We start from the raw sequence: 21,238 nt of genomic DNA on the forward strand, positions 1-21,238 counted from the left end.
TGGGACGAACGTTGAGAATGCTTTAATAGCTCGATCTAAAATTGCCGAGATTCCTGTTGCCGACGCGATCTGCGTGCAACGACCTGTTCCCGCCATACGGTGAAAATGCCCGCCGCGACGACGATGACGGAGCCGATGATCATGGTGAGGTTCAGCTTCTCGTTGTAGATCACGACGCCGATGATCGATGCATAGACGAGCTGCAGATAGGTCAGCGGCTGCACGGCGGTGGCATCCAGCATGTCGTACGCACGGATGAGGAAATAGTGGCTCGATATGCTGGTCATGCAGACAAGTGCCATCCATACCCAATCCCAGCCCGACATCCAGGTCCAATAGAAAGGGCCGACCAGCGTCATGGCGATGCCGCCGACGACGCCCGTGTAGAAGAAGCTCGTCATGGCCGAGTCGTCCCGGCTGACAAGGCGGGTGGCGATGACATAGAAGGCGAACAGGAAGCACGAGAAGACGGCAAGCAGAAGCTGGACATCGAAGAATTCGCCTTCCGGCTTCAGGATCAGCAGCACCCCGACGAGACCCGCACCGATTGCCGTCCAGCGACGCCAGCCGACCCGTTCGCCAAGGATAGGCATCGAGAGCAATGCAATGAGAATCGGGGTTGCCGAGAAGATCGCCTGCGAGTGGGCAAGACCGATCAGGGCAAAGCAGTTGATGACGACGACGACCTGAGCGGCCAGCAAAACACCCCGGATCACCTGCAGCAGCGGCCTCTTTGTGTAGGCCGTCTGTTTCAAGCCACCCCTCATCCTGCTAGCAAGCGCTACGGTGAAGGCGGCAAAGGCCCAGTAGCGGATCATGGTAACCAAGACGGGTGGGTAGGCGGATGCCAGATGCTTCGAGATGCCGTCCTGCAGCGAGAAGATGGTGATCGCCAACAGGACGAAAACATAACCTTGGGTCTTGGATTTCATGCGTGCGTCTTGCTGCGGGGGGATCAGGCAGGGGTAACGAAGCTGCTGCTCCGATGCAAGAACTGTCTGCCGATTTTGGCTCTCTGTCAAAGCCCGACATTTGGCCTGTCGATGACTTCCCGCAAGGCAAAGCTGGAATTGATCTTGACGACGTGTGGAAGCGCCGAGAGCCAGTCGCGATGGATGCGCTCGTAGTCCTCCAGGTCACGGGCGGCGACACGGAGAATATAGTCGTATTCGCCGGACATCAGGTAGCAGACGAGGACGTTCGGACAGCGCTTAACGGCGGCCTCGAATTCGGAAAGCGTCTTCGCAAACTGGCCCGACAGGGAAATGTGCACCACCGCGATCATCTTATAGTCGAGCGCCTTGTGAGAGACGTGCGCGTGGTAGCCGCTGATGACGCCGCTTTTCTCCAGTATATCAAGCCGCCGAGAGCAGGCCGATGCCGACAGGCCGACCTTGGCCGCAAGATCGGCGTTGGTAATGCGGGCATTGGACTGAAGTGTCTTCAGAATCGCAAGATCGATGGTGTCGAGTTCGGACATTCGAAGGACTTTCGATTATTTGCTCGAATTTGCAATAATCTTCGAAAATCAGTGTCGGCGCAAACCTTCTTTGCAAGGACATTTCGTGGCCGTGGTGGTTGGATTTCCTCGTCAATACACTCCGCCAAGCGGACAAAGAGAGAGGAACGCCTAATGCGTGTCGGTTGCCCGAAGGAAATCAAGAATCATGAATATCGTGTCGGCCTGACACCTGCATCCGTTCGTGAATATGTCGCACATGGCCATGAGGTCTGGGTTGAAACCAAGGCAGGCGCTGGCATTGGTGCCGATGATGCCGCCTACGCGGCCGCCGGCGCAAAGATTGCTGCCTCGGCCAAGGAAATCTTTGAGAAGTGCGACATGATCGTAAAGGTCAAGGAGCCGCAGCCCTCCGAATGGGCGCAGCTTCGCGATGGCCAGATTCTCTATACCTATCTTCACCTCGCGCCCGATCCGGAACAGACCAAGGGCCTCCTCGCCTCCGGCGTCACCGCTGTTGCCTATGAGACTGTAACAGATGACCGCGGCGGCCTGCCGCTCCTTGCGCCCATGTCCGAGGTCGCCGGACGCCTGTCGATCCAGGCGGGCGCGACCGCGCTGCAAAAGGCGAATGGCGGCCTTGGCATCTTGCTTGGTGGCGTGCCCGGCGTGCTGCCGGCCAAGGTTGCGGTGATCGGCGGCGGCGTCGTCGGTTTGCATGCAGCCAGGATGGCGGCGGGCCTCGGTGCCGACGTCAGCATCCTCGACAAGTCTCTGCCGCGCCTGCGCCAGCTCGACGATATCTTCGGCGGTCGCGTCCATACCCGCTATTCCAGCATTCAGGCCCTGGAAGAGGAAGTGTTCTCGGCAGACCTCGTCATCGGCGCTGTGCTCATTCCGGGAGCCGCCGCACCGAAGCTCGTCACCCGCGAAATGCTGTCGGGGATGAAGCGAGGCTCCGTGATTGTCGACGTCGCCATCGACCAGGGTGGCTGCTTCGAGACGTCGCATGCAACGACCCATTCCGAGCCGACCTACGTTGTCGATGACGTGGTGCATTATTGCGTTGCCAATATGCCAGGCGCCGTGCCGGTCACTTCGGCCCATGCCCTGAACAATGCGACGCTGGTTTATGGGCTGGCGCTTGCGGACCGTGGGCTGCGTGCAATCGCGGAGGATCGCCACCTCAGGAACGGTCTCAACATCCATAAGGGCCGCGTCACCAATAAGCCGGTGGCCGAAGCTTTAGGCTATGAAGTCTACGCCCCGGAAAGCGTACTGAACGTAGCGTAATTCCCATCACGTTACGTGAGGCAGGGCCGATCGCATTCTCCTGCGATCGGCCCTTTTTGCTGTCATCTGTCGATACGGCACTGATAGCAGTTGTTGCGCGCTGACCGCACGTGCACGTAGGCGATCTCCGGCCGCTCGAGGAGTTGGGCCGCATAGGAGCGAATGTCGGGTGTCAGTGTTACCGCGCCTGTGCTGTAGACAATGCGGTTTTCGGCATTGTAGCCGCGCACGATGAAATCGGGGCTGGTCAGAACCGGTGGTAGGACTTCTTCGGCGACATAGCGCCCGCACGGTTGCTTGTGGAGAAAGACAGGGCCGGTTTCAGCATAGGGCTGAAGCTCGGGAAACGGCCGGTATGCAAAAACCAGCAGTTCCTCGCCCGCATCGATGTTGTTCAGGCAGTGACGGCAGGGGTAGCCCGGGCCGTCTGAGACCATCGTCTCGGGCAAGAAACCGTAGGCATCTGTACCGCCGTTCCAAAGATTTTCGGCGTCGGCAGTGGGCATGGCGGAAAAGCGGATGTCGGTCATTGCAGATCTCCTTGCTGATTGCCATGAGATGCGCCTTTGCAGGCGCGCAAGCCACCCGATTCCTGCGCAAGCGCCTCCAGCCAGAGTTCCTTTTGGCCTGCTCAACAGCCCTTCTTACTCAGCTCCAGCAGTTCCTTGTCGCTGAGCGGCCGGACGATGCCCGCGCCGGTGGAGACCGGAGAAAAGCCGAACATCTGGTAAAGCTGGAGCGCACGCGGATGATCGAGATTGTTGGTCGTCGTCGTCACTCGCTTCGGATTGAGCGTCCAGATCGCATAGAGTGCCTGCAGCAGGAACCACTTTCCGATCCCGAGACCAAGTGCATGCTCGATCAGCCCGAAGTGGCAGAGCTCGATGGTGTCCTCATCCTCGACGAAATATTCATAGAAACCGGCGGGTGCGCCATTCACATAGAGCACGCTGATATTGTTGCGCTTATCATGCAGCGCCCTGGCCAGGTCCTCGTCCACCATCCGTATCCGATCCACCCACTGCCACCGGGCCCCGACCTGGCGGTAGAGATAGCGGTAGAAAGGCAGCGGAATATCGGGAGCACGCATGATCGCCGTCTGGATGTTGATGGGCACCGGCAGGCTTGCCTTCGGCGGTGCCGTCATTTCCAGGCGCGTAATATGGGCTTTCAGGGACGAGGGGGCCTTCACCATCGCGTTAGACTTTGACCGGTTCTGGTGGGCCAGTGACGACGGGCGTGTCGTCCCGGCCACCCCATTCGCTCCAAGAGCCGTCGTAGAGCTTGTTGTCGGCATGGCCGAGCGATTCCAGCGCCAGCGTAATGATCGCGGCTGTGATGCCTGAGCCGCAGGACGTGACGACGGGCTTCGACAGGTCTATGCCGGCGTCCTCGATCGTCTGCTTGAGTTCCGGCAGCGACTTGAAGCGGCCCTGGTTGGCGAAGACACCCGACGGCAGGTTTCGCGCACCCGGCATGTGACCGGAGCGCATGCCAGCGCGCGGCTCAGGCTCGAGCGCTGCAAATCGGCCGGCGCTTCTGGCGTCGGCTATCTGCAGGGTGCCGCTCGCAACGATATCCCGCATTGTGTCGAGAGTGACGACCCGCGAGGCGTCGTAGGTCGGCCTAAATACCTTGGGCTCATAGTGCGGCACGGTTGTCTCAAGCGGTCGACCCTCAGACTTCCATCCGTCAAGGCCGCCGTCGAGAACGTACACATTCCGCGCGCCCATCACGCGAAACAGCCACCAGACGCGCGGCGATGCGAACATTCCGATCCCGTCGTAGACGACGATACGGTTGTTTTCACCGATGCCGAGTTTTCCGACCTCAGTTGCGAAAAGCTCAGGCGAGGGAATGGTGTGCGGCAGCGGTACGGAATGATCCGCGATTTTGTCCTGATCGAAGCGGACGGCACCAGGGATGTGGCCGGCGGCATATTCCGCGTCGGCATCACGCTTCTGCGCCGGCAAATAAAAGGATGCATCTAGGACGCGCAAATCCGGCTTGCCCAATGCCGCCTGCAGCCAATCGGCCGAAACGACGAACCGGCTCTTCTCTTCGCTCATTCTGCTCTCCCTAGGCTTCAAGCTTCGTCGCCGGGAGCGCCGAAGCGAATTCGGAAGCGGCGGTTTTCCTTGCCCTTCTTCTCGATCTTGGCAATGTGAATCTGGCCGACTTCCTGCGTTTCGGACACATGTGTGCCGCCGCAAGGCTGGCTGTCAATCGCAGAGTTTTCGCCGATGCAGACAAGGCTGACCCGGCCTAGGCCGATCGGCGGGCGAACATTCTTGGATTTGACGATGCCCGGATTGGCGGCAAGTTGCTCGTCGGTGATCCATTGCAGGTAGACCGGATGGTTCTGCCGCACCAGTTCCATCAGTTTTTCGGTCACGTCGTCCTTGTCGATTGTCTCGGTCATATCGAAGTCGACACGGCTTTCGTCTTCGCCAACGGCCGCACCGGTGATCGGATAGGAGCAGACCACCGAGAGCAGATGACAGGCGGTATGCATTCGCATCAGCTTGTAGCGGCGCGGCCAGTCGACGTGCAACACCAGCTTTTCGCCGACAACTGGCTTGGTCTCACCTTCGAGCGGCACATGGACGACGATGTCCTTGCTTGGCCCATGCTTTGTCTGTGCGAGCGCGATCTTGCTGCCGTCGGCGCGCTCGAGAAAGCCGGTATCGCCCGGCTGGCCTCCCGATGTCGCATAGAAGCAGGTCCGATCCAGCTCAATGCCCCCGTCTTCGTGAATGGCGGTTACAACCGCCTCGCATGTGGAAAGATAGAAATCGTCACGATAGAGGGCATTGACGGGCATGGGGTCTCACGCTGCTGGTTCGTACGGGATCTGTATGTCTTGCGTCTTGGCGAGCCACGCCGGGACGGGCAAGCCCTTCGAGGTTAGGAAATCCGGGTTGAAGAGCTTGGACTGATAGCGGTTGCCGTAGTCGCAGAGGATGGTCACGATGGTATGGCCGGGACCGAGCTCTTTAGCAAGGCGCACTGAGCCGGCAATGTTGATCCCGGTCGATCCGCCCAGGCACAATCCTTCATGTTCGACGAGGTCGAAGACGTAGGGCAGGGCTTCGGCATCCGAGATGCTGTAAGAGAAATCGGGCGTAAAGCCTTCCAGGTTTGCCGTGATCCGGCCCTGACCGATTCCTTCGGTGATCGAGGAACCAGCGGATTTAAGTTCGCCGTTCTTGTAGAATTCGTAGAGCGCGGCTCCGTCGGGATCGGCAAGGCCGATCTTGATGTCATTGCTGAAGGCTTTGAGGCCGGCTGCCACGCCCGCAAGCGTCCCGCCCGAGCCAACGGAGCAGATGAAGCCGTCGACTTTGCCGTTCGTGTCGTTCCAGATTTCTTGGGCCGTCGTTTCAATATGCGCCTGCCGGTTGGCGACATTGTCGAACTGGTTTGCCCAGATCGCGCCGTTCGGGTCCGTCTTCGCCAGCTGCTCGGCAAGCCTTCCGGATACCTTCACGTAGTTGTTCGGGTTCTTGTAGGGAACGGCGGGCACCTCGACGAGCTCGGCACCGAGCAATTTCAGGGCGTCCTTCTTTTCCTGGCTCTGGGTCTCCGGGATGACGATGACGGTTCGGTATCCAAGCGCCTTTGCAACGACGGTCAAGCCGATACCGGTATTGCCGGCCGTCCCCTCGACGATAACTCCGCCCGGTCTCAGCAAACCTTTCTTCTCTGCATCGCGAATGATGTAAAGCGCGGCGCGATCCTTGACCGACTGGCCCGGATTGAGAAATTCCGCTTTACCGAGGATAGTGCAGCCGGTCGCTTCCGACGCGCCCTTGAGCTTGATCAAGGGGGTGTTGCCGATTGCCTCTAGAACGGACGGATAGACGGTCATGGACTCTGCCTCTTTTGAACGCTTAGTTTAGGAACGGTCTTTTCCCTTCACAAGGCTAGGTTGGCAAGAAATGCTATTCCATCCCTTTGAGCGCAGCGACAAAATTAGACTTCATCGTGGTCCGGGGCGCTTGAGCCAGAGCCGTTTGCGACCGTCGTGATCCGGAGATTGACTTTCAACGTACGGATGATGACAAAGCAATCTATAAAAGCGGAAATCACCGAAACCGTCATGGTTCACGAGCATATCGACACGGTCGATGCACTGATGGCGCATTACGTCGCCGGATCTCTACTTGAGCCGGCGCGGGTGCTCGTGGAATCGCATCTCGAAATGAAGGCAGATCATCGTCTGCTCGTGAGCGATCTTGAAGCCCTGGCTGGTGAGGCTCTCGAGCAGATACCGGAGACTGCGATCGGCGATCGCGAGGCACGGGTCGCTGCCGTCTTCGCCTCCGCGCCGCCGGCCGAAGATCACGCGCCAGCCGATCTACAGGCACACGGGGGCTTCTTCCCGAAGGCGATTCGCAATCTGGTCGGTTATGATGTGGATACAGTGCCTTGGAAGACGAAGCTTCCAGGCTTCAAGGAATACTCCACCGACATCGATGGCTGCGAAGTCAGCCTGATGTGGATCAAGGCCGGCCGGGCGCTGCCCGCGCATACCCACAAGGGAATGGAACTCACCTTAATCCTGGACGGCGCGTTCAACGACGCACGCGGCCGTTTCGGACCTGGCGATATCTCGGTAGCAGACGAGAGCGTCGACCATCGGCCGATCGCCGAAAGGGACCGTCCCTGCATCGCGTTTTCGGTTCTCGATGCGCCGGTCAAGCTGACCGGATCTTTGCGTCAGCTGATAGGTGACCTGATCGGCTGAAAGCAGCCACAATGGCGTGATATTGCGTTGAATCCGGGAGATGGCGAGGAACTCCCGGACCTGTTTTGACGTTCAGAAAACAGCCCGGAGGATATGTGCCATGCAAGACTTTGTCGCTCGTCCAGAACACGGAATTGCCTGGATTTCGGGTGCGAGTTGCGGAATTGGGCGAGCGTTGGCACTCAAGCTTGCCGGAGACGGATACAAGGTCGCTGTCACCGCTCGCGATCATGAAAAGCTTGCCGAATTGCAGGTCGAGGCTTCCGATCTGCCCGGCAGCATCATCGTGCTGGACGGAGATGTCACCAACGCCGAAGACATGGAGCATGTGCTCGCTTCAATCGAATATGAACATGGCGCGCTCGCGTTGGCGGTCTTTAACGCCGGCGTTTATCTCCCCGTCCATGCGGAGGAGTTGAAGCTTACTGATTTTGAGCAGAGTTTCGCGGTCAATCTGCAGGGCGTTGTGAATTGCCTCGTCCCTGCGGTGCGGCACATGAAGGCGAAGGGGCAGGGGCAAATTGCCATCGTCGCGTCTGTTTCAGGCTACGGCGGCCTGCCGACAGGTGCGGCCTACGGCGCCACACAAGCCGCCTTGATCAATATGGCGGAGAGCCTCAAATTCGATCTCGACAAGATGGGCATCCGCATCCAGCTCATCAATCCGGGCTTCGTCGATACGTCCGCAATGAAGAGAAACCAATTTCCCACGCCCTCGCTGGTGTCGGTGGAGGAGGCAGCAGAACAGATTTCGGCGGGCCTCAAGTCTCAAAGCTCGAGATTAGCTTCCCGAAGCGCTTCACCTACATGATGAAGCTCGTCAATCTCCTGCCTTACAATCTCTATTTCTGGGCAGTGAATCGCTTCACAGGCTGGCGGGAGCGGCCGTTAGAAAAGCATGCGCGGCCGGGCCTAGCGCATCCTGCAGAGTAGTCGTCGACGTCCGAGGCAAGGACGAGGCGGATGGCGGCCAGACAGGAGGTCATCTGTCGAACAGGCCGCCACCCGCTCTCGTCAGCTCCGCGAAAAGACGACCTGGCGGACGTCTATGTTTCTAGCGCGGAAGCCTGCTTCACAATAAAATAAACAGAATTTCCAGAGCCCTTGAAGCGCTCATCAATGCCCCATGGGCGAACGCGCTCCCATACCGACAAAAACGCTCGCGCCATTCGGCAAGTGTAGTCTAACCCGAAACCAAAGTCCCTGACCAGTGACAAATTCACTTTCCAGCCAAGTTCGGCTGGGTGACCCTGCGTCGGCGTTTTGTTCTTGGCGCGAAACTACGGTAGGCGTGGAACAGGCGTTTCTGCCTTCATGGAGAGAGTTTCTGGAGGTTCAAGCGCAAGAAAAGGGCCGGCCATCCCGGCCCTCTTGGAAGCCGGCCATCGGCCCGATCAGTTGTCGTATTCGCGGCAGGGGGGACTGATGGATGCGCCACTCTCGCCGCCACGGGTGTCAATACCCGAATTTACCTGTGGCATACCCGGGCAATCCATTGCCTTGGGCTGGGTGTGATGCTCTGCGTGGTCGTCGGGTCAATCGGAGCGACAGTGATCGGATGTGTGCCGCTATCGCCGCTCGTATAATCGCCCGAGTAGGTGCTGGAGCTGGGATTTGTAGAACCGCCATTCGTTGGGCCGATTGGATCGGGATTGGATTAGGCAAAGGCGGAGGTTGCCAGACCCGCAGCAAGAATAGCCGCGCTATCATCGGACTACGTATGGGGATTTCCTCTTGTCGTCGTTTTTCGTTTGGGTGACATGGCAAAGTCCATCGGCAAAAGCATTGTTGCGAAGTTTTTATCCACCCAAGCGCGGATTATTCAGCAGCCGTCCCAACACTCGCGGGCTGTTTCCCGTCGCCGATCGGCAAGCATGCCATGGGCATTTCGATCGTCTTTGCGCCACCATGGGCAGCGCGAGCCCAAGCCTCAACTCTAAGAAGTTCGAACATCGCGCCCACCAACGGAGCGCAATCCTTGACCAAAAGGTGAGCTTTTCCCGAGAAAGGCCTGAGAGATTTCAGAAAAGAAAGAGCGGTTCGAAACTCGAACCGCTCTTGAAAGTGTTCAGCAATTGCTGAGAAACTGGCTCCCCGGGCCGGATTCGAACCGGCGACCTGTCGATTAACAGTCGAATGCTCTACCGCTGAGCTACCAGGGATCACCGCTCGCCGCGGTGTGAGTGGCCTAATACAAATGCTTGCCCGATTTGCCAAGCGGTTTTTTCAAAAAAATGACATCCGCTTGTATTCGTTCTGTATAACCCCATCTCCTGTGGATGACTGAAGCACATGATACCACTGGAAAATCGGGAGCCAAGCGATTTGGCATCGATCACAACACCGGCCATCTCGTTCTGGGCTCCGTAAGTATTCCGCTTCCACGGTCGCGCCTCGCCAGAATGACGATCGGCATGCTGCTGATCCTGGGTGGATTTTTGGGATTCTTGCCCGTTCTCGGCTTCTGGATGATTCCGTTGGGATTCATCGTTCTATCGCACGACCTGCATCTCGTGCGTCGGATGCGGCGGCGATTCTCCGTCTGGTGGAGCAAGAGGCGGAAACCCGCCCCTTAAATCAGTTGAAAAGGCCCGCCACGCAATAAAAGAGCGCCGAAATAAGCGCGGCAGCCGGGAGCGTGATCACCCAGGCAACGACGATGTTGCCTGCTAGGCCCCAACGGACTGCCGAGACGCGGCGCGCGGCGCCAACGCCGATGATCGCGCCAGTGATCGTATGGGTCGTGGAAACCGGAATCCCAAGCCACGTGGCTCCGAAGAGGGTGAGAGCGCCGCCTGTCTCCGCGCAGAACCCCTGCATAGGGTTCAGACGGGTGATCTTCGACCCCATGGTATGGACGATTCGCCAGCCGCCGAAGAGTGTCCCAAGCGCCATGGCCGTCTGGCAGGAGAGCACGACCCAGAGCGGCACGTGGAAGCTTCCCCCGAGATAACCCTGCGAATAGAGAAGTACGGCGATGATGCCCATCGTCTTTTGCGCATCATTGCCGCCGTGGCCCAGCGAATAAAGAGAGGCGGATACGAATTGCAGGACGCGGAACGTTCGATCGACAGCAAAGGGTGTCTGCCGAACGAAGATCCAGGAGACGATAAGCACGAGGAAGAGCGCCAGCATGAAGCCGATCAACGGCGACATGACGATCGCGCCCGCTGTCTTCAGCAGTCCGCTCCACACGATTGAGCTGAAGCCAACTTTTGCTAGTCCGGCGCCTACCAGCCCGCCCACCAGAGCATGCGAAGAGCTGGACGGGATGCCGAAGATCCAGGTGACGATATTCCAGACGATCGCGCCCATCAGTGCCGCGAAGATGATCAGCGGCGTGACGATATTGGGGTCGATGATGCCGGTTCCAAGGGTTTCGGCAACATGGAGACCGAAGAACAGGAACGCAATGAAATTGAAGAAAGCTGCCCAGACGACGGCATACTGAGGCCGCAGTACGCGCGTGGAAACGATCGTTGCGATCGAATTCGCGGCATCATGCAGGCCATTCAGGAAGTCAAAGAACAGCGCGATCGCGATCAGGCCGGCGAGCAGCGGAAAGGCGAGGGTGGCGTCCATCAAACGTTCTCAATCACGATGCCGCTGATTTCGTTGGCAACGTCTTCGAAGCGATCAACGACCTTCTCGAGTTCACCGTAGATTTCGCTGCCGATGATGTAGGCCATCGCATTCGACGCGCCGTGACGGAGGAAGAGTTCCTTCAGGCCGTGATCGTGCAACTCGTCGGAGCGTCCTTCGACGCGGGTAACTTCCTCCGCAATCGCCATGAGCCGCGGAGCGTTGGCGTTGATGCGATCAAGCAGTGGGATCGCCTCGGCGATGAGATGGGCGGCCTGCACGATTGCCACGCCCATTTCTTGCATGCGTGGATCGAATTGGGTTTGCTCGAAGAGCCGGATCGTCTTGACAGTCTTGTGCATCATATCGATCGCGTCATCCATCGACTGGATCAGATCCTTGATATCGACACGGTCGAAAGGTGTGATGAAGCTCCGGCGAACCGCAAGCAGCACCTCGCGGGTGATGTTGTCGGCATCGTTTTCGAGCGCGACGATCCGATCGCAATGCCGCTCGGTATCCCTGCCGGCGAGCAACTCGTTCAGCGCTTCCGCGGCGCCAACGATCGTCCGGGAATGCTGGGCAAAAAGGTCAAAGAACCGGTCTTCACGCGGCAAAAGTCTACGAAACCAGCTGAGCATTCCATCCATCCGTTTGAGAATTTTTAGAAGCTCGTCATAAATTGGCAGGGCTTGCAATTAAAGTGTCACAATTGCACCTGCTAAGATTCTTTTGCGCCGTGCATTACAATAGGAGCCAGGGAACTTGAGACTTGACTGAGCGTTAAAGTTCTAAGCGTTTTCCAACGCGAGACAGGCAGGAAATGAGAAGGTGCTGGAATGAAGAAGCTTGCGGTACTGGTATTGGCAATTGCGACGAGCCTGTCGGGCATCGGACCGTCCTTTGCCGAAAATTCGGGTGACGAGCATTCGGTTCAAAGCCGCGGCACGTTTGGAGATTCTGGCGCGAGAAACAACCGCAACTACGATCGATGCAGCGTCTATCGTTGCGGTGGCTATCGCCACGGCCACTATGGTAGGCGCTACTATCGTGATGACTACTATCGCCGTCACGACAATGATGCCGGCGCTCTGATCGGTGGTCTGGCGGCGGGGGCAATCATCGGCGGCCTCATTGCTTCACAGCCACGGGTTGGCCCGATCGGCAATTCGCACGTCGATTGGTGTTACAGCCGCTACCGCTCCTATCGGGCATATGACAACACCTATCAGCCATATTATGGCCCGCGGCGGCAGTGCTACTCGCCATACTAGACTAAATGTTCGCCTGGGACCGGGTGACCCGTCTCACAATATGCAGGTATCGAGGGTTGCGTAAGTTATCCTCGCACAGAGCCTCATGCATAGGAGACGGGCCGTGGAAGAGACTATCACATTTGTCGGATTGGACGTTCACAAAGAGACGATTGCGGTCGCGCTTGCCGATGGCGGTGGGCGCAGTGACGCGAGGGCATTCGGCCAGATTGCAAATACCCCCTCAGCGTTGGCCCGTATGGTGGCCAAGCTTTCGCAGCCGGGCCGGACGTTGAAGTTCTGCTACGAAGCAGGACCTTGCGGCTATGGCATTCAACGACAGCTTTCCGATGCTGGCCATGACTGTGTGGTCGTCGCCCCATCTTTGATCCCACGAAAGCCGGGTGATCGCATCAAGACGGACCGCCGGGATGCGAACAATCTGGCAAGGCTGCAGCGCTGGGGAGTTGAGCGCGGTTTGGATACCCGATCCCGCCCATGAAGCGATGCGCGATCTGGTTCGAGCACGCCTTGCTGCGGTGCGCAGCCTAAGACAAGCGCGTCAGCAACTCAGCGGATTTCTATTGCGTCACGGCTTTCATTATAACCGGCCAGCCTGGACACAGATGCACCGCCGTTGGCTGGCTGGTCTCCGCTTCGAACAACCAATCCACCTTATCGTGCTTGAGGATCATATCGCCACGATCGAAGCTGCAACAGACCGGCGAGACCGGCTGACGAAGCAAATCGAGATGATGTTAAGCGATTGGTCGTTGGCCCCGGTCGTACAGGCTTTGCAGTCGCTGCGCGGCATGGCGTTGGTTACCGCCGCTACGATGATTGCCGAATTGGGCGATATCAGTCGCTTCACCAATCCTCGCCAATTGATGGCGTATCTCGGGCTGGTACCATCGGAGCATTCGAGCGGTGGAACTCGGCGCCAGGGCGGAATTACCAAAGCTGGCAACGGAACGGCCCGTCGCATGCTGATCGAAGCCGCTTGGAGTTATCGGTTTCCTGCAAAGATCAGCCGTGAACAGTTGCTGCGCCAGGAGCAGCTTCCAAAACCGATCCGCGACACGGCATGGAAGGCACAAGTACGTTTGTGCAGCCGCTATCGAAAGCTCACCAAGGCCGGAAAGCCAGCGACGACCGTAACGACGGCGATTGCCCGTGAGCTATCGGGTTTCGTCTGGGCAATTGCATGCCAGGCTTCACCGCGTTGAATAATACCGCTCAAATCTAGCTCATCAAGGAGGACAACAGCCGATCAGAGTGGTTGATCACAGAAACCGGCGGGCCTGTCGATTGGAAATCCTGCCGGTTTTTGCGGCAGGGTGACCGGGATCATCACCACGCTTCCGGGTCGAGGTTTGCCGCATTTACGGTGATCGACGAGCTCAAGGTGAGAGGCAAGATCACGTTCGTTCAGGCGGTTCGTCGTACATATCCTTCAAAAACATGAATTCTCGCCTCTCCTCTTTCCAACAGGCGAGTACAGGTTCATCATGTCATGGCTGTCCCTTGACCTTTCCGCGCGTCGCTTGAACAGCACGACCTGCTGGGGACGTGGGATGCTTACCGCCGCTTAGCTGTTTCAGCAGGTCCGAACCCGGAACTAACACTGATTTATTTGGGATCGGAAGGTTTCGGCGGTCAGGCCTTGTAGCATGCTCAATTTGGAGAGTTCCCATGATCCGCTTGCACAAGCCAATCGCAGCTTTCGCTTTTCTCTTGCTCGCCGCAATCAGTTCGTCATGTACCCCCGGTGGGCCGGGGGCCCGCTCGCTGAACGAACCTTTGAACCTCGCCTGCGCGGATGGCTTCAAGGCCAGAGGCGACGGCTCATGCAGCTTTTAAGATCCGAGTAAATGCAATATCGCCCGCGGCTGACAGGCTCCCCGTGGAGTTGCGATATCTTGGTCTCGTCGTAATATTTTTTGCCTAGGACGTGGTAGATTCGCTCGCCAGTGTTGAGGCTGACGTTGCCCTTGATGTTGCATGCGCTGGAGAAGGCCGCAAGCGGCGTCGAGGACGTGAGTAGGTCCGTTCCAACGTAGCCAGCCAGTCCGCCAACGATGATCGCCAGGTAGAAAAAAGCGGCGGTGGCTGCTTCTTTGTCCGATATCGCGGCGGGGGAAATGAGCGGTGCATACCTTTAGCAAAAGAGAATTCCGGCCTTCGCTCAAGGAGAAGTTGCATGAAAGGTGAAGCATCCGCTTCCTGATACGATTCCGTAATGGCCCTTTGATCTGTCTTCCTGGACCCTCACGTCAAGCCTGTGGAAGAACGTTCTGGAAACGCTTATTCAGAATGGAAAAAGGACATTATTCAGAATGAACCCTCTTGCGATTTTTCTAGGATGGTTCTAAACGACCGCCACGGTTCGATTTTTCGACCGCGTGAGGCCTCGTGGCGGAGTGGTGACGCAGAGGACTGCAAATCCTTGTACCCCGGTTCAATTCCGGGCGAGGCCTCCAACTCTATTTTCTATCCGTAAGATATTGATTTACGGCCGGATTTTCTGATCAGGTCGCGTTGACCTCGCCATGCCGGATCGGGCAGTGGCGTCTTAATCCGATTTTCAGCTTGCTGTCCAATCGCCAGCTGGCAGCACGTCTCTTGCCGCTTCAATCCCGCGAAATTTGTTTGCAGCGAGCTCGCCAATCCACCTACTCCAATCGGACTAGGACCTAGGTCCATCTGGGCCAACTCTTACAACAGCGCTATGCTCCTCTTACTGGTCTGCCGGGGATAACACGGGGCTTTGAAGGTATCGGACCCACTCCTTGATCAGCTCCATCTTCCTGTCCGCGGCAGACAGGGCGGGGGTGAGTTTTCTGTCCCAGCAATGCTGAGGGGGCGGCCAAGTTGGTCGCCCTCTCCCGGTCATAGTTACCTCATCCCGCCGAGCAGCTCGGCGGTTCGGGTCGGACGCTTCTGGAGCGCCCTCCCTCCACGGCTAAACTTCGACGACATTTTCTCCACCGGCATATGAAAATCCGCAAGGCACTAGCCTACGCGGACGTTTCCCACGACCAACTCGGCGATCGCCGAGTTTTCGGTAGGGCGCTGAAGCTTCATCTTCAGTTCTGAGGAGCGCCTATGAAGTCGGCGACTAAAATACCGCACCTGGTGGAGCCGTGAACTGCATGCCGACATGCTGGCTATACTGATCGAGGAGGCCCTGAAAGAGGCCAAGGAAGAAGCGTTGCGCCACGGCATTCTCATCGACATAGAAGAGGAAACCGAGTTGCAGTAGCCTTCGCCGTAAACCGAGCGGCCCCGGCTGTATTCGGCCCCGGCCGGGTTGTCGACTGGGGAGGGGCTGGGGAGGCTCCGGGATCGACCGCGACACGATATAGGTCCCGTTTGACGGCCGCCATTGTAGCTTAAAGGTCTGTTTCGTCGTTTGTTCTTGCCTAAAAAGAACTTCTCGGCCCGCGTTCCAGTCGCTACCTCCGCCGCGGCTTGGCGTTCAGTTGATCCGCTGCAGTGATGGCATCGGTGACACGCCGGTTGTCGCGATGTTCGGGGCGCTGACCCTCACAAAGGGGATCAGGAGTATGATTGCTAGCAACGCGCAGATGAAGAAGCTGCCCAGCAGGAGCGGTTTGATTGCCATGTCCCATCCGTCGAATCGCAAGGAAACGACACTATCGGGACAAAAACTGACAATGGCCTGAAGGTAGGCAGTCAGCTTGTTTCACGATCGAAAAGACCGCAGCAGAAGATGCCAACCAACGTTGCGATGATGAAGAAGTCGAACAACGAAAGATATTCGATAATGTTCGGCATGGCCTACTCCTCCTCAATTCCTCCGGTTGCAATAATATCACAGCACGCTCCTTTGTTCCATGAAGGATTGCGCTAGGGCCGCGTCGGCGCCGCTCGCACCCCGAATTCTTGCCGCAGCCATTCGCGAAGCCTTGAAAGGCCGCTGTGCTAAGATTAAGAGACGTGCAGACAAAGCCGCTTCTACCGGGCGAGAGGACATAATGAACTTCGAATCAGCACGCGCAAACATGGTCGACAACCAGCTCCGCACGACGGACGTCACCTCGCATTCCGTGCTGACGGCCTTTCTCACCGTGCCGCGTGAGGCCTTCGTTCCCGAGAAGGCGAAGCCGCTTGCCTATATCGACAGTGACGTCGAAATCTGTCCGGCAGTTGCCGCCAAGCCTGCGCGCTATCTGATGCAGCCGTCGCCGCTTGCAAAGCTGCTCCAGCTTGCGGCGGTCACGAAGGATGATGTCGTACTCGAGATCGGCGCTGGCAGTGGCTACGTATCGGCTCTTTTTTCGCAGCTTGCCGGTACGGTGATCGCGGTTGAGGAAGACGAAACGCTCGCTACGGAAGCCAGGACCAACCTTGCCGGCTACACGAACGTGTCGGTCGTCACAGGCTCACTCAATGCTGGCAACGCGTCCGGCGCTCCTTATGATCTCATTTTCGTCAGTGGCTCAGTCGAGGGAGTTCCTTCCTCCTTGCTCTCCCAGCTTCGTGACGGTGGCCGTCTGGTCACGGTACAGGGTTACGGCGGTTCGGCACGCGCGAAGGTCTTTGTGAGCGAGCGCGGCACCGTTTCCGAAAACGTCTACTTCAATGCCTCCGTTAAGCCGCTTCCTGGTTTTGCCAAGGCGCGCGAATTCGTGTTCTGATCCACAGCTGCGATCACTGATTTTCAACGGGCGCCTTTTGGCGCCCGTCTTTCTTTCCGGCCATCGAAACGGGGTGCCAAGCAAGCGTGGCAGAAAGCTGTGCATGGCAGCATTCATTTGATTCGCGATGATTTTTTTCAATCATCGGCTATCCTAAGGTACGGGTGATTCGGATGCCCATTCCACGCAATCCGGTCGTTTTTCGGAATAACGGGGATAGATATGGCTCAGCCAAGCGTAGCGCGTGAACCGTCCATGGAGGAGATTCTGGCGTCGATCCGCCAGATCATCGAAAGCAATGACCCTGGTGCGGGCAGGGCGCTTTCGGCGTCGCTGCCGGCGGTTTATGGCGCCGATGAGGACGATCGTGATTCGGACATTCATTTGACGGTGGACGAGACTTACGCTGGCGTGGAATTCCCTGAACCGGTCTCTCAGCCCGACCCACGTTTCGTCGCTGCTAACTCGGCGGGCTCGGCTCCTCTGCCGGGCGCGCAGCCGCGTGCCATGTCTCTCGCTGATGTCGCTGCGCGCGTCCGTGCGGCGTCGGAGCGGAACGCTGCCCAGTTGCAGCGCGAAGTGCCGCCGGCATTTCGGCAGCCGGACATAAGGAACACAGAACTGAGAGCCGAGGCGTTGGAAGCTCCTCGTGAGATGCCGATGCCTGCTCCGATGGCTCCGCAACCTGCTGAAGCCGCGACAGCCCCCATTTCAGCTCCTGCGCCAAAAATCGTTGCCGTGCGTCCGCCTGTGGAAGTACCGTTCGAAATGCCTCAAATTGTTGCCATGGAGCCGCGACCGGCTGTCGTTGAAGTGGCTGAGGTATCCGTTCCCGCCGTCGCCACACCGATGGCGGAGGAGATGCTGCCAGGCCGCATCGAGGATGAGCAGCAGCCGGCATTGCTCTCGCGTGACGCGGGCCTTCAGGTCAGCCGGTCCTTCGAGGAGCTCGCTGCCGCGATCGATGGCGCCGAGCGTCGCTCTCTCGATGAGATCGCGGAAGACATGCTGCGCCCGATGCTGCGCGAATGGCTGGATGACAATCTGCCGACGCTGGTCGAACGTCTGGTGCGTGAGGAGATCGAACGCGTGGCGCGCGGCCCGCGCCGCTGATCGGAAACGCCTTTTCCCAAAGAGCCGCTCCGGTCTCCGGGGCGGCTTTTTTATTGACTTGCCTGAAGCCATCCTATTTACAACCCGCATCTAAGAACCTCCAGATTTTGGTCCCCAAATGCTCGACAAGACCTACGATTCCGCTGCCGTTGAACCGAAAATCGCTGCGAAATGGGATGAGGCGGACGCCTTCCGTGCGGGCGCCAATGCCAAGCGGGGCGCCGAGACCTTCACCATCGTGATCCCGCCGCCGAACGTGACCGGCTCGCTGCACATGGGACACGCGCTGAACAACACGCTGCAGGACATCATGGTCCGCTTCGAGCGCATGCGCGGCAAGGACGTGCTCTGGCAGCCGGGTATGGACCACGCCGGTATCGCCACCCAGATGGTTGTCGAGCGCAAGCTGATGGAACAGCAGTTGCCGGGCCGCCGCGACATGGGTCGCGAAGCCTTCATTGAGAAGGTCTGGGAATGGAAGGCGGAATCGGGCGGCCTCATCTTCAACCAATTGAAGCGTCTCGGCGCGTCCTGCGACTGGTCGCGCGAGCGCTTTACTATGGACGAGGGGCTCTCCGCTGCCGTTCTTGAAGTCTTTGTAACGCTTTACAAGGAAGGCCTGATCTATCGCGACAAGCGCCTTGTCAACTGGGATCCGAAGCTGCTGACGGCGATCTCCGACATCGAGGTCGAGCAGCACGAGGTCAACGGAAACCTCTGGTATTTCCGCTATCCGCTGGAGCCCGGCGTCACCTATCAGCATCCGGTTGCCTTCGACGAAGAAGGTAAGCCGACAGAATGGGAAACGCGCGACTATGTCGTCGTCGCCACCACCCGCCCGGAGACAATGCTCGGGGACACCGGCGTTGCCGTCAATCCGAAGGATGAGCGCTACAAGCCGCTGGTCGGCAAGCATGTGATCCTTCCAATCGTCGGCCGCCGCATTCCAATCGTCGCCGACGACTATCCGGATCCGACGGCCGGCACGGGCGCGGTCAAGATGACGCCGGCGCATGATTTCAACGATTTTGACGTCGGCAAGCGCACCGGCTTGCGTATCGTCAACGTACTCACGGCCGATGCGCGGATCACCCTCAAGGACAACGAGGATTTCCTGGAAGGCATTCCAGATGCCGCAGCGCTGCACGGCGCCTGGGATGAGCTCGAAGGCAAGGATCGATTCGAGGCGCGCAAAATCATCGTCCGTATCTTTGAAGAGGGGGGGCTGCTCGACAAGGTCGAACCGCATAAGCACATGGTTCCGCATGGCGACCGTGGCGGTGTTCCGATTGAGCCGCGCCTGACGGAGCAATGGTACGTTGACGCCAAGACGCTGGCCGCACCGGCGATCGCGTCGGTTCGCGAAGGCCGCACCAAGCTCGTTCCACGCAGCTGGGACAAGACCTATTACGAGTGGATGGAAAACATCCAGCCCTGGTGCGTCTCGCGCCAGCTCTGGTGGGGCCATCAGATTCCGGCCTGGTACGGCCCGGATGGTCAGGTCTTCGTCGAAAAGACCGAAGAGGAAGCCCTGCAAGCGGCGATCCAGCACTATCTCTCGCACGAAGGCCCGATGAAGGCCTACGTCGAAGACCTGCTCGAAAACTTCAAGCCGGGCGAAATCCTGACGCGTGACGAGGATGTTCTCGACACATGGTTTTCGTCCGCGCTCTGGCCGTTCTCGACACTCGGCTGGCCCGACAAGACGCCCGAATTGGAGCGCTACTACCCAACCAACGTTCTCGTTACCGGCTTCGATATCATCTTCTTCTGGGTAGCTCGTATGATGATGATGGGCCTTCACTTCATGAAGGATGAGGACGGCGCTCCGGTCGAGCCCTTCAACACGGTCTATGTTCACGCGCTGGTTCGCGACAAGAACGGCCAGAAGATGTCGAAGTCCAAGGGCAACGTCATCGATCCCCTGGAGCTGATCGACGAATACGGCGCTGATGCTCTGCGCTTCACCCTGGCGATCATGGCAGCGCAGGGACGCGACGTGAAGCTCGATCCGGCCCGCATCGCCGGCTACCGCAACTTCGGCACCAAGCTCTGGAACGCGACGCGCTTTGCCGAGATGAACGGTGCCAAGAGCGATCCACACTTCGTGCCCGAAGCCGCCGAGCTGACGATCAACCGCTGGATTCTGACGGAGCTTGCCCGTACGGAACGTGACGTTACGGAAGCTCTCGAATCCTACCGTTTCAACGATGCGGCAGGCGCGCTGTATCGCTTCGTCTGGAACCAGGTCTGCGACTGGTATCTCGAGCTGCTGAAGCCGGTGTTCAATGGCACGGACGAGGGCGCCAAGAAGGAAGCGCAGGCTTGCGCCGCCTATATCCTGGAGGAGATCTACAAGCTCCTGCATCCCTTCATGCCGTTCATGACGGAAGAACTGTGGGCGCACACAGCAGGCGAGGGTAGCGAGCGCGACACGCTGGTCTGCCACGCCGAATGGCCGGCGCCGTCTTATGCCGATGATGGTGCGGCCGATGAGATTAATTGGCTGATCGATCTGGTTTCCGGTATCCGCTCCGTTCGCGCCGAAATGAACGTCCCGCCGTCGGCGGTCGCGCCGCTGGTTGTCGTTGACGCCAACAGCCTGACGCGCGAGCGGCTTGTCCGGCATGACGCTGCGATCAAGCGTCTTGCCCGTGTTGACGGCATCTCGCTGGCCGGCGAAGCGCCGAAAGGTGCCGCGCAGATCGTCGTCGCCGGGGCGACTGTCTGCCTTCCGCTTGGCACGCTGATCGATCTTGCCGCGGAGAAAGCACGCCTCGAGAAGGCGATCGCCAAGGCCGATGGTGAGATCGCGCGCATTAACGGCAAGCTCTCGAACGAGAAGTTCGTCGCCAATGCCAATCCTGAAGTGGTCGCCGCTGAGCGTGATCGCTTGGAGGAGCTGCAAGGCCAGATCGCTAGCTTGCGGGTTGCACTGTCGCGTGTATCCGAGGCTGCGTGAAGTCAACGCTTAGTAGCAGGTAATTTCAAAGGCGCCCGATGTCGAATCGGGCGCCTTTTGCTGAAGGTCGACATGGATCTCCGGATTTGGCATCCGGATTTGCCGATATTCCTGGGATCCCACCTTGATTCCACACGTTTTCTTGCTGCCCCTGGCGAAAAACAT

General features: G+C 58.5%; 18 protein-coding genes, 2 tRNA genes and 4 pseudogenes. 10 read left to right on the top strand and 14 right to left on the bottom strand.

Annotation, left to right across the window (positions count from 1 at the left end; all coding sequences use genetic code 11):
• Positions 1-35: 35 nt before the first annotated feature.
• Entirely contained in the window at positions 36-932 is an 897-nt protein-coding gene (locus FHT71_RS04520; protein ID WP_132594540.1) for a DMT family transporter, read from the bottom strand.
• An 86-nt stretch (positions 933-1,018) separates the two neighbouring features.
• A complete protein-coding gene (locus FHT71_RS04525) occupies positions 1,019-1,480 on the bottom strand; it encodes an Lrp/AsnC family transcriptional regulator (RefSeq protein WP_007792837.1) in 462 nt (153 codons plus the stop codon).
• 153 nt (positions 1,481-1,633) lie between these two features.
• Between FHT71_RS04525 and ald the strand changes: the two genes are divergently transcribed.
• Complete coding sequence (gene ald, locus FHT71_RS04530) at positions 1,634-2,752, top strand: alanine dehydrogenase (protein WP_007792839.1); 1,119 nt, start codon at positions 1,634-1,636, stop codon at positions 2,750-2,752.
• Between the two features lie 62 nt (positions 2,753-2,814).
• Here the strand turns inward: ald and FHT71_RS04535 are convergent, their stop codons facing one another.
• The 5 genes from FHT71_RS04535 to FHT71_RS04555 all read right to left on the bottom strand — a co-directional run bounded on the left by FHT71_RS04535 (position 2,815) and on the right by FHT71_RS04555 (position 6,623).
• On the bottom strand, positions 2,815-3,282 hold the full coding sequence (locus FHT71_RS04535; protein ID WP_183719081.1) for a DUF1203 domain-containing protein: 468 nt from the start codon (positions 3,280-3,282) through the stop codon (positions 2,815-2,817).
• 101 nt (positions 3,283-3,383) lie between these two features.
• Positions 3,384-3,947: a GNAT family N-acetyltransferase gene (locus tag FHT71_RS04540; protein ID WP_037082727.1), complete on the bottom strand. Its 564-nt coding sequence runs from the start codon at positions 3,945-3,947 to the stop codon at positions 3,384-3,386.
• A 4-nt stretch (positions 3,948-3,951) separates the two neighbouring features.
• Positions 3,952-4,821: a 3-mercaptopyruvate sulfurtransferase gene (gene sseA, locus FHT71_RS04545; RefSeq protein WP_183719083.1), complete on the bottom strand. Its 870-nt coding sequence runs from the start codon at positions 4,819-4,821 to the stop codon at positions 3,952-3,954.
• Between the two features lie 17 nt (positions 4,822-4,838).
• On the bottom strand, positions 4,839-5,576 hold the full coding sequence (locus FHT71_RS04550; RefSeq protein WP_183719085.1) for an alanyl-tRNA editing protein: 738 nt from the start codon (positions 5,574-5,576) through the stop codon (positions 4,839-4,841).
• A gap of 6 nt (positions 5,577-5,582) precedes the next feature.
• Positions 5,583-6,623 carry a cysteine synthase A gene (locus FHT71_RS04555; RefSeq protein WP_132594534.1) on the bottom strand — a complete coding sequence of 347 codons (1,041 nt, stop codon included), beginning with the start codon at positions 6,621-6,623 and terminating at the stop codon, positions 5,583-5,585.
• A 186-nt stretch (positions 6,624-6,809) separates the two neighbouring features.
• On the opposite strand from FHT71_RS04555, the gene FHT71_RS04560 reads away from it, so the two are divergent.
• Positions 6,810-7,502, top strand: a complete 693-nt coding sequence (locus FHT71_RS04560; RefSeq protein WP_183719165.1) for a ChrR family anti-sigma-E factor — start codon at positions 6,810-6,812, stop codon at positions 7,500-7,502.
• A 100-nt stretch (positions 7,503-7,602) separates the two neighbouring features.
• Positions 7,603-8,435, top strand: a pseudogene (locus FHT71_RS04565) (SDR family NAD(P)-dependent oxidoreductase).
• An 81-nt stretch (positions 8,436-8,516) separates the two neighbouring features.
• On the opposite strand, the pseudogene FHT71_RS31350 reads toward FHT71_RS04565, so the two are convergent.
• The 3 genes and pseudogenes from FHT71_RS31350 to FHT71_RS04570 form a co-directional block, all read right to left on the bottom strand.
• A pseudogene (locus FHT71_RS31350) lies at positions 8,517-8,761 on the bottom strand (SAM-dependent methyltransferase); the annotation flags it as partial.
• Positions 8,762-8,896: 135 nt separating this feature from the next.
• A pseudogene (locus FHT71_RS32260) lies at positions 8,897-9,198 on the bottom strand (hypothetical protein).
• Between the two features lie 391 nt (positions 9,199-9,589).
• Positions 9,590-9,664: transfer RNA gene (locus FHT71_RS04570), tRNA-Asn, on the bottom strand.
• A gap of 117 nt (positions 9,665-9,781) precedes the next feature.
• Here FHT71_RS04570 and FHT71_RS31355 point away from each other — a divergent pair.
• Positions 9,782-10,078, top strand: a complete 297-nt coding sequence (locus FHT71_RS31355) for a hypothetical protein (protein WP_132594530.1) — start codon at positions 9,782-9,784, stop codon at positions 10,076-10,078.
• Between the two features lies 1 nt (position 10,079).
• Here FHT71_RS31355 and FHT71_RS04575 read toward each other — a convergent pair whose 3' ends face one another.
• Both FHT71_RS04575 and FHT71_RS04580 read right to left on the bottom strand, forming a co-directional pair.
• A complete protein-coding gene (locus FHT71_RS04575) occupies positions 10,080-11,084 on the bottom strand; it encodes an inorganic phosphate transporter (RefSeq protein WP_007788869.1) in 1,005 nt (334 codons plus the stop codon).
• Complete coding sequence (locus FHT71_RS04580; protein WP_132594528.1) at positions 11,084-11,725, bottom strand: DUF47 family protein; 642 nt, start codon at positions 11,723-11,725, stop codon at positions 11,084-11,086. The genes FHT71_RS04575 and FHT71_RS04580 overlap by 1 nt, the downstream gene beginning before the upstream one ends.
• 198 nt (positions 11,726-11,923) lie before the next feature.
• Between FHT71_RS04580 and FHT71_RS04585 the strand changes: the two genes are divergently transcribed.
• The 3 genes and pseudogenes from FHT71_RS04585 (at position 11,924) to FHT71_RS04595 (ending at position 14,817) form a co-directional block, all read left to right on the top strand.
• Positions 11,924-12,358 (top strand): BA14K family protein, encoded by a 435-nt coding sequence (locus FHT71_RS04585; protein ID WP_007788873.1) that lies wholly within the window; start codon positions 11,924-11,926, stop codon positions 12,356-12,358.
• 103 nt (positions 12,359-12,461) lie between these two features.
• Positions 12,462-13,563, top strand: a pseudogene (locus tag FHT71_RS04590) (IS110 family transposase).
• A gap of 1,180 nt (positions 13,564-14,743) precedes the next feature.
• Positions 14,744-14,817, top strand: a tRNA-Cys gene (locus FHT71_RS04595).
• A gap of 998 nt (positions 14,818-15,815) precedes the next feature.
• Here FHT71_RS04595 and FHT71_RS04600 read toward each other — a convergent pair.
• On the bottom strand, positions 15,816-15,962 hold the full coding sequence (locus FHT71_RS04600; RefSeq protein WP_007788879.1) for a hypothetical protein: 147 nt from the start codon (positions 15,960-15,962) through the stop codon (positions 15,816-15,818).
• 373 nt (positions 15,963-16,335) lie between these two features.
• Between FHT71_RS04600 and FHT71_RS04605 the strand changes: the two genes are divergently transcribed.
• Complete coding sequence (locus tag FHT71_RS04605) at positions 16,336-16,998, top strand: protein-L-isoaspartate O-methyltransferase (RefSeq protein WP_183719087.1); 663 nt, start codon at positions 16,336-16,338, stop codon at positions 16,996-16,998.
• Positions 16,999-17,011: 13 nt separating this feature from the next.
• Here FHT71_RS04605 and FHT71_RS32120 read toward each other — a convergent pair whose 3' ends face one another.
• A complete protein-coding gene (locus FHT71_RS32120; RefSeq protein WP_274533071.1) occupies positions 17,012-17,143 on the bottom strand; it encodes a hypothetical protein in 132 nt (43 codons plus the stop codon).
• A gap of 77 nt (positions 17,144-17,220) precedes the next feature.
• Here FHT71_RS32120 and FHT71_RS04610 point away from each other — a divergent pair, with 77 nt between their 5' ends.
• Positions 17,221-18,111 (top strand): DUF2497 domain-containing protein, encoded by an 891-nt coding sequence (locus tag FHT71_RS04610; protein WP_132590827.1) that lies wholly within the window; start codon positions 17,221-17,223, stop codon positions 18,109-18,111.
• A 118-nt stretch (positions 18,112-18,229) separates the two neighbouring features.
• Positions 18,230-21,073, top strand: coding sequence for a valine--tRNA ligase (locus FHT71_RS04615; protein ID WP_132590829.1), 2,844 nt, complete (start codon positions 18,230-18,232; stop codon positions 21,071-21,073).
• Positions 21,074-21,238 lie beyond the last annotated feature (165 nt).

It is taken from the genome of Rhizobium sp. BK060 (assembly GCF_014193145.1).
GTDB lineage: Bacteria > Pseudomonadota > Alphaproteobacteria > Rhizobiales > Rhizobiaceae > Rhizobium.

What these genes read in the sequence shown, in the direction of transcription:
- FHT71_RS32120 (WP_274533071.1), bottom strand. Translation starts at nt 17,143, where the DNA reads ATGATTGAAAAAAATCATCGCGAATCAAATGAATGCTGCCATGCACAG.
- FHT71_RS04555 (WP_132594534.1), bottom strand. Translation starts at nt 6,623, where the DNA reads ATGACCGTCTATCCGTCCGTTCTAGAGGCAATCGGCAACACCCCCTTG.
- FHT71_RS04550 (WP_183719085.1), bottom strand. Translation starts at nt 5,576, where the DNA reads ATGCCCGTCAATGCCCTCTATCGTGACGATTTCTATCTTTCCACATGC.
- ald (WP_007792839.1), top strand. Translation starts at nt 1,634, where the DNA reads ATGCGTGTCGGTTGCCCGAAGGAAATCAAGAATCATGAATATCGTGTC.
- FHT71_RS04575 (WP_007788869.1), bottom strand. Translation starts at nt 11,084, where the DNA reads ATGGACGCCACCCTCGCCTTTCCGCTGCTCGCCGGCCTGATCGCGATC.
- FHT71_RS04585 (WP_007788873.1), top strand. Translation starts at nt 11,924, where the DNA reads ATGAAGAAGCTTGCGGTACTGGTATTGGCAATTGCGACGAGCCTGTCG.
- FHT71_RS04540 (WP_037082727.1), bottom strand. Translation starts at nt 3,947, where the DNA reads ATGGTGAAGGCCCCCTCGTCCCTGAAAGCCCATATTACGCGCCTGGAA.
- FHT71_RS04560 (WP_183719165.1), top strand. Translation starts at nt 6,810, where the DNA reads ATGATGACAAAGCAATCTATAAAAGCGGAAATCACCGAAACCGTCATG.
- FHT71_RS04520 (WP_132594540.1), bottom strand. Translation starts at nt 932, where the DNA reads ATGAAATCCAAGACCCAAGGTTATGTTTTCGTCCTGTTGGCGATCACC.
- FHT71_RS04615 (WP_132590829.1), top strand. Translation starts at nt 18,230, where the DNA reads ATGCTCGACAAGACCTACGATTCCGCTGCCGTTGAACCGAAAATCGCT.
- FHT71_RS04610 (WP_132590827.1), top strand. Translation starts at nt 17,221, where the DNA reads ATGGCTCAGCCAAGCGTAGCGCGTGAACCGTCCATGGAGGAGATTCTG.
- FHT71_RS04600 (WP_007788879.1), bottom strand. Translation starts at nt 15,962, where the DNA reads ATGGCAATCAAACCGCTCCTGCTGGGCAGCTTCTTCATCTGCGCGTTG.
- FHT71_RS31355 (WP_132594530.1), top strand. Translation starts at nt 9,782, where the DNA reads ATGACTGAAGCACATGATACCACTGGAAAATCGGGAGCCAAGCGATTT.
- FHT71_RS04580 (WP_132594528.1), bottom strand. Translation starts at nt 11,725, where the DNA reads ATGCTCAGCTGGTTTCGTAGACTTTTGCCGCGTGAAGACCGGTTCTTT.
- FHT71_RS04535 (WP_183719081.1), bottom strand. Translation starts at nt 3,282, where the DNA reads ATGACCGACATCCGCTTTTCCGCCATGCCCACTGCCGACGCCGAAAAT.
- FHT71_RS04525 (WP_007792837.1), bottom strand. Translation starts at nt 1,480, where the DNA reads ATGTCCGAACTCGACACCATCGATCTTGCGATTCTGAAGACACTTCAG.
- FHT71_RS04605 (WP_183719087.1), top strand. Translation starts at nt 16,336, where the DNA reads ATGAACTTCGAATCAGCACGCGCAAACATGGTCGACAACCAGCTCCGC.
- sseA (WP_183719083.1), bottom strand. Translation starts at nt 4,821, where the DNA reads ATGAGCGAAGAGAAGAGCCGGTTCGTCGTTTCGGCCGATTGGCTGCAG.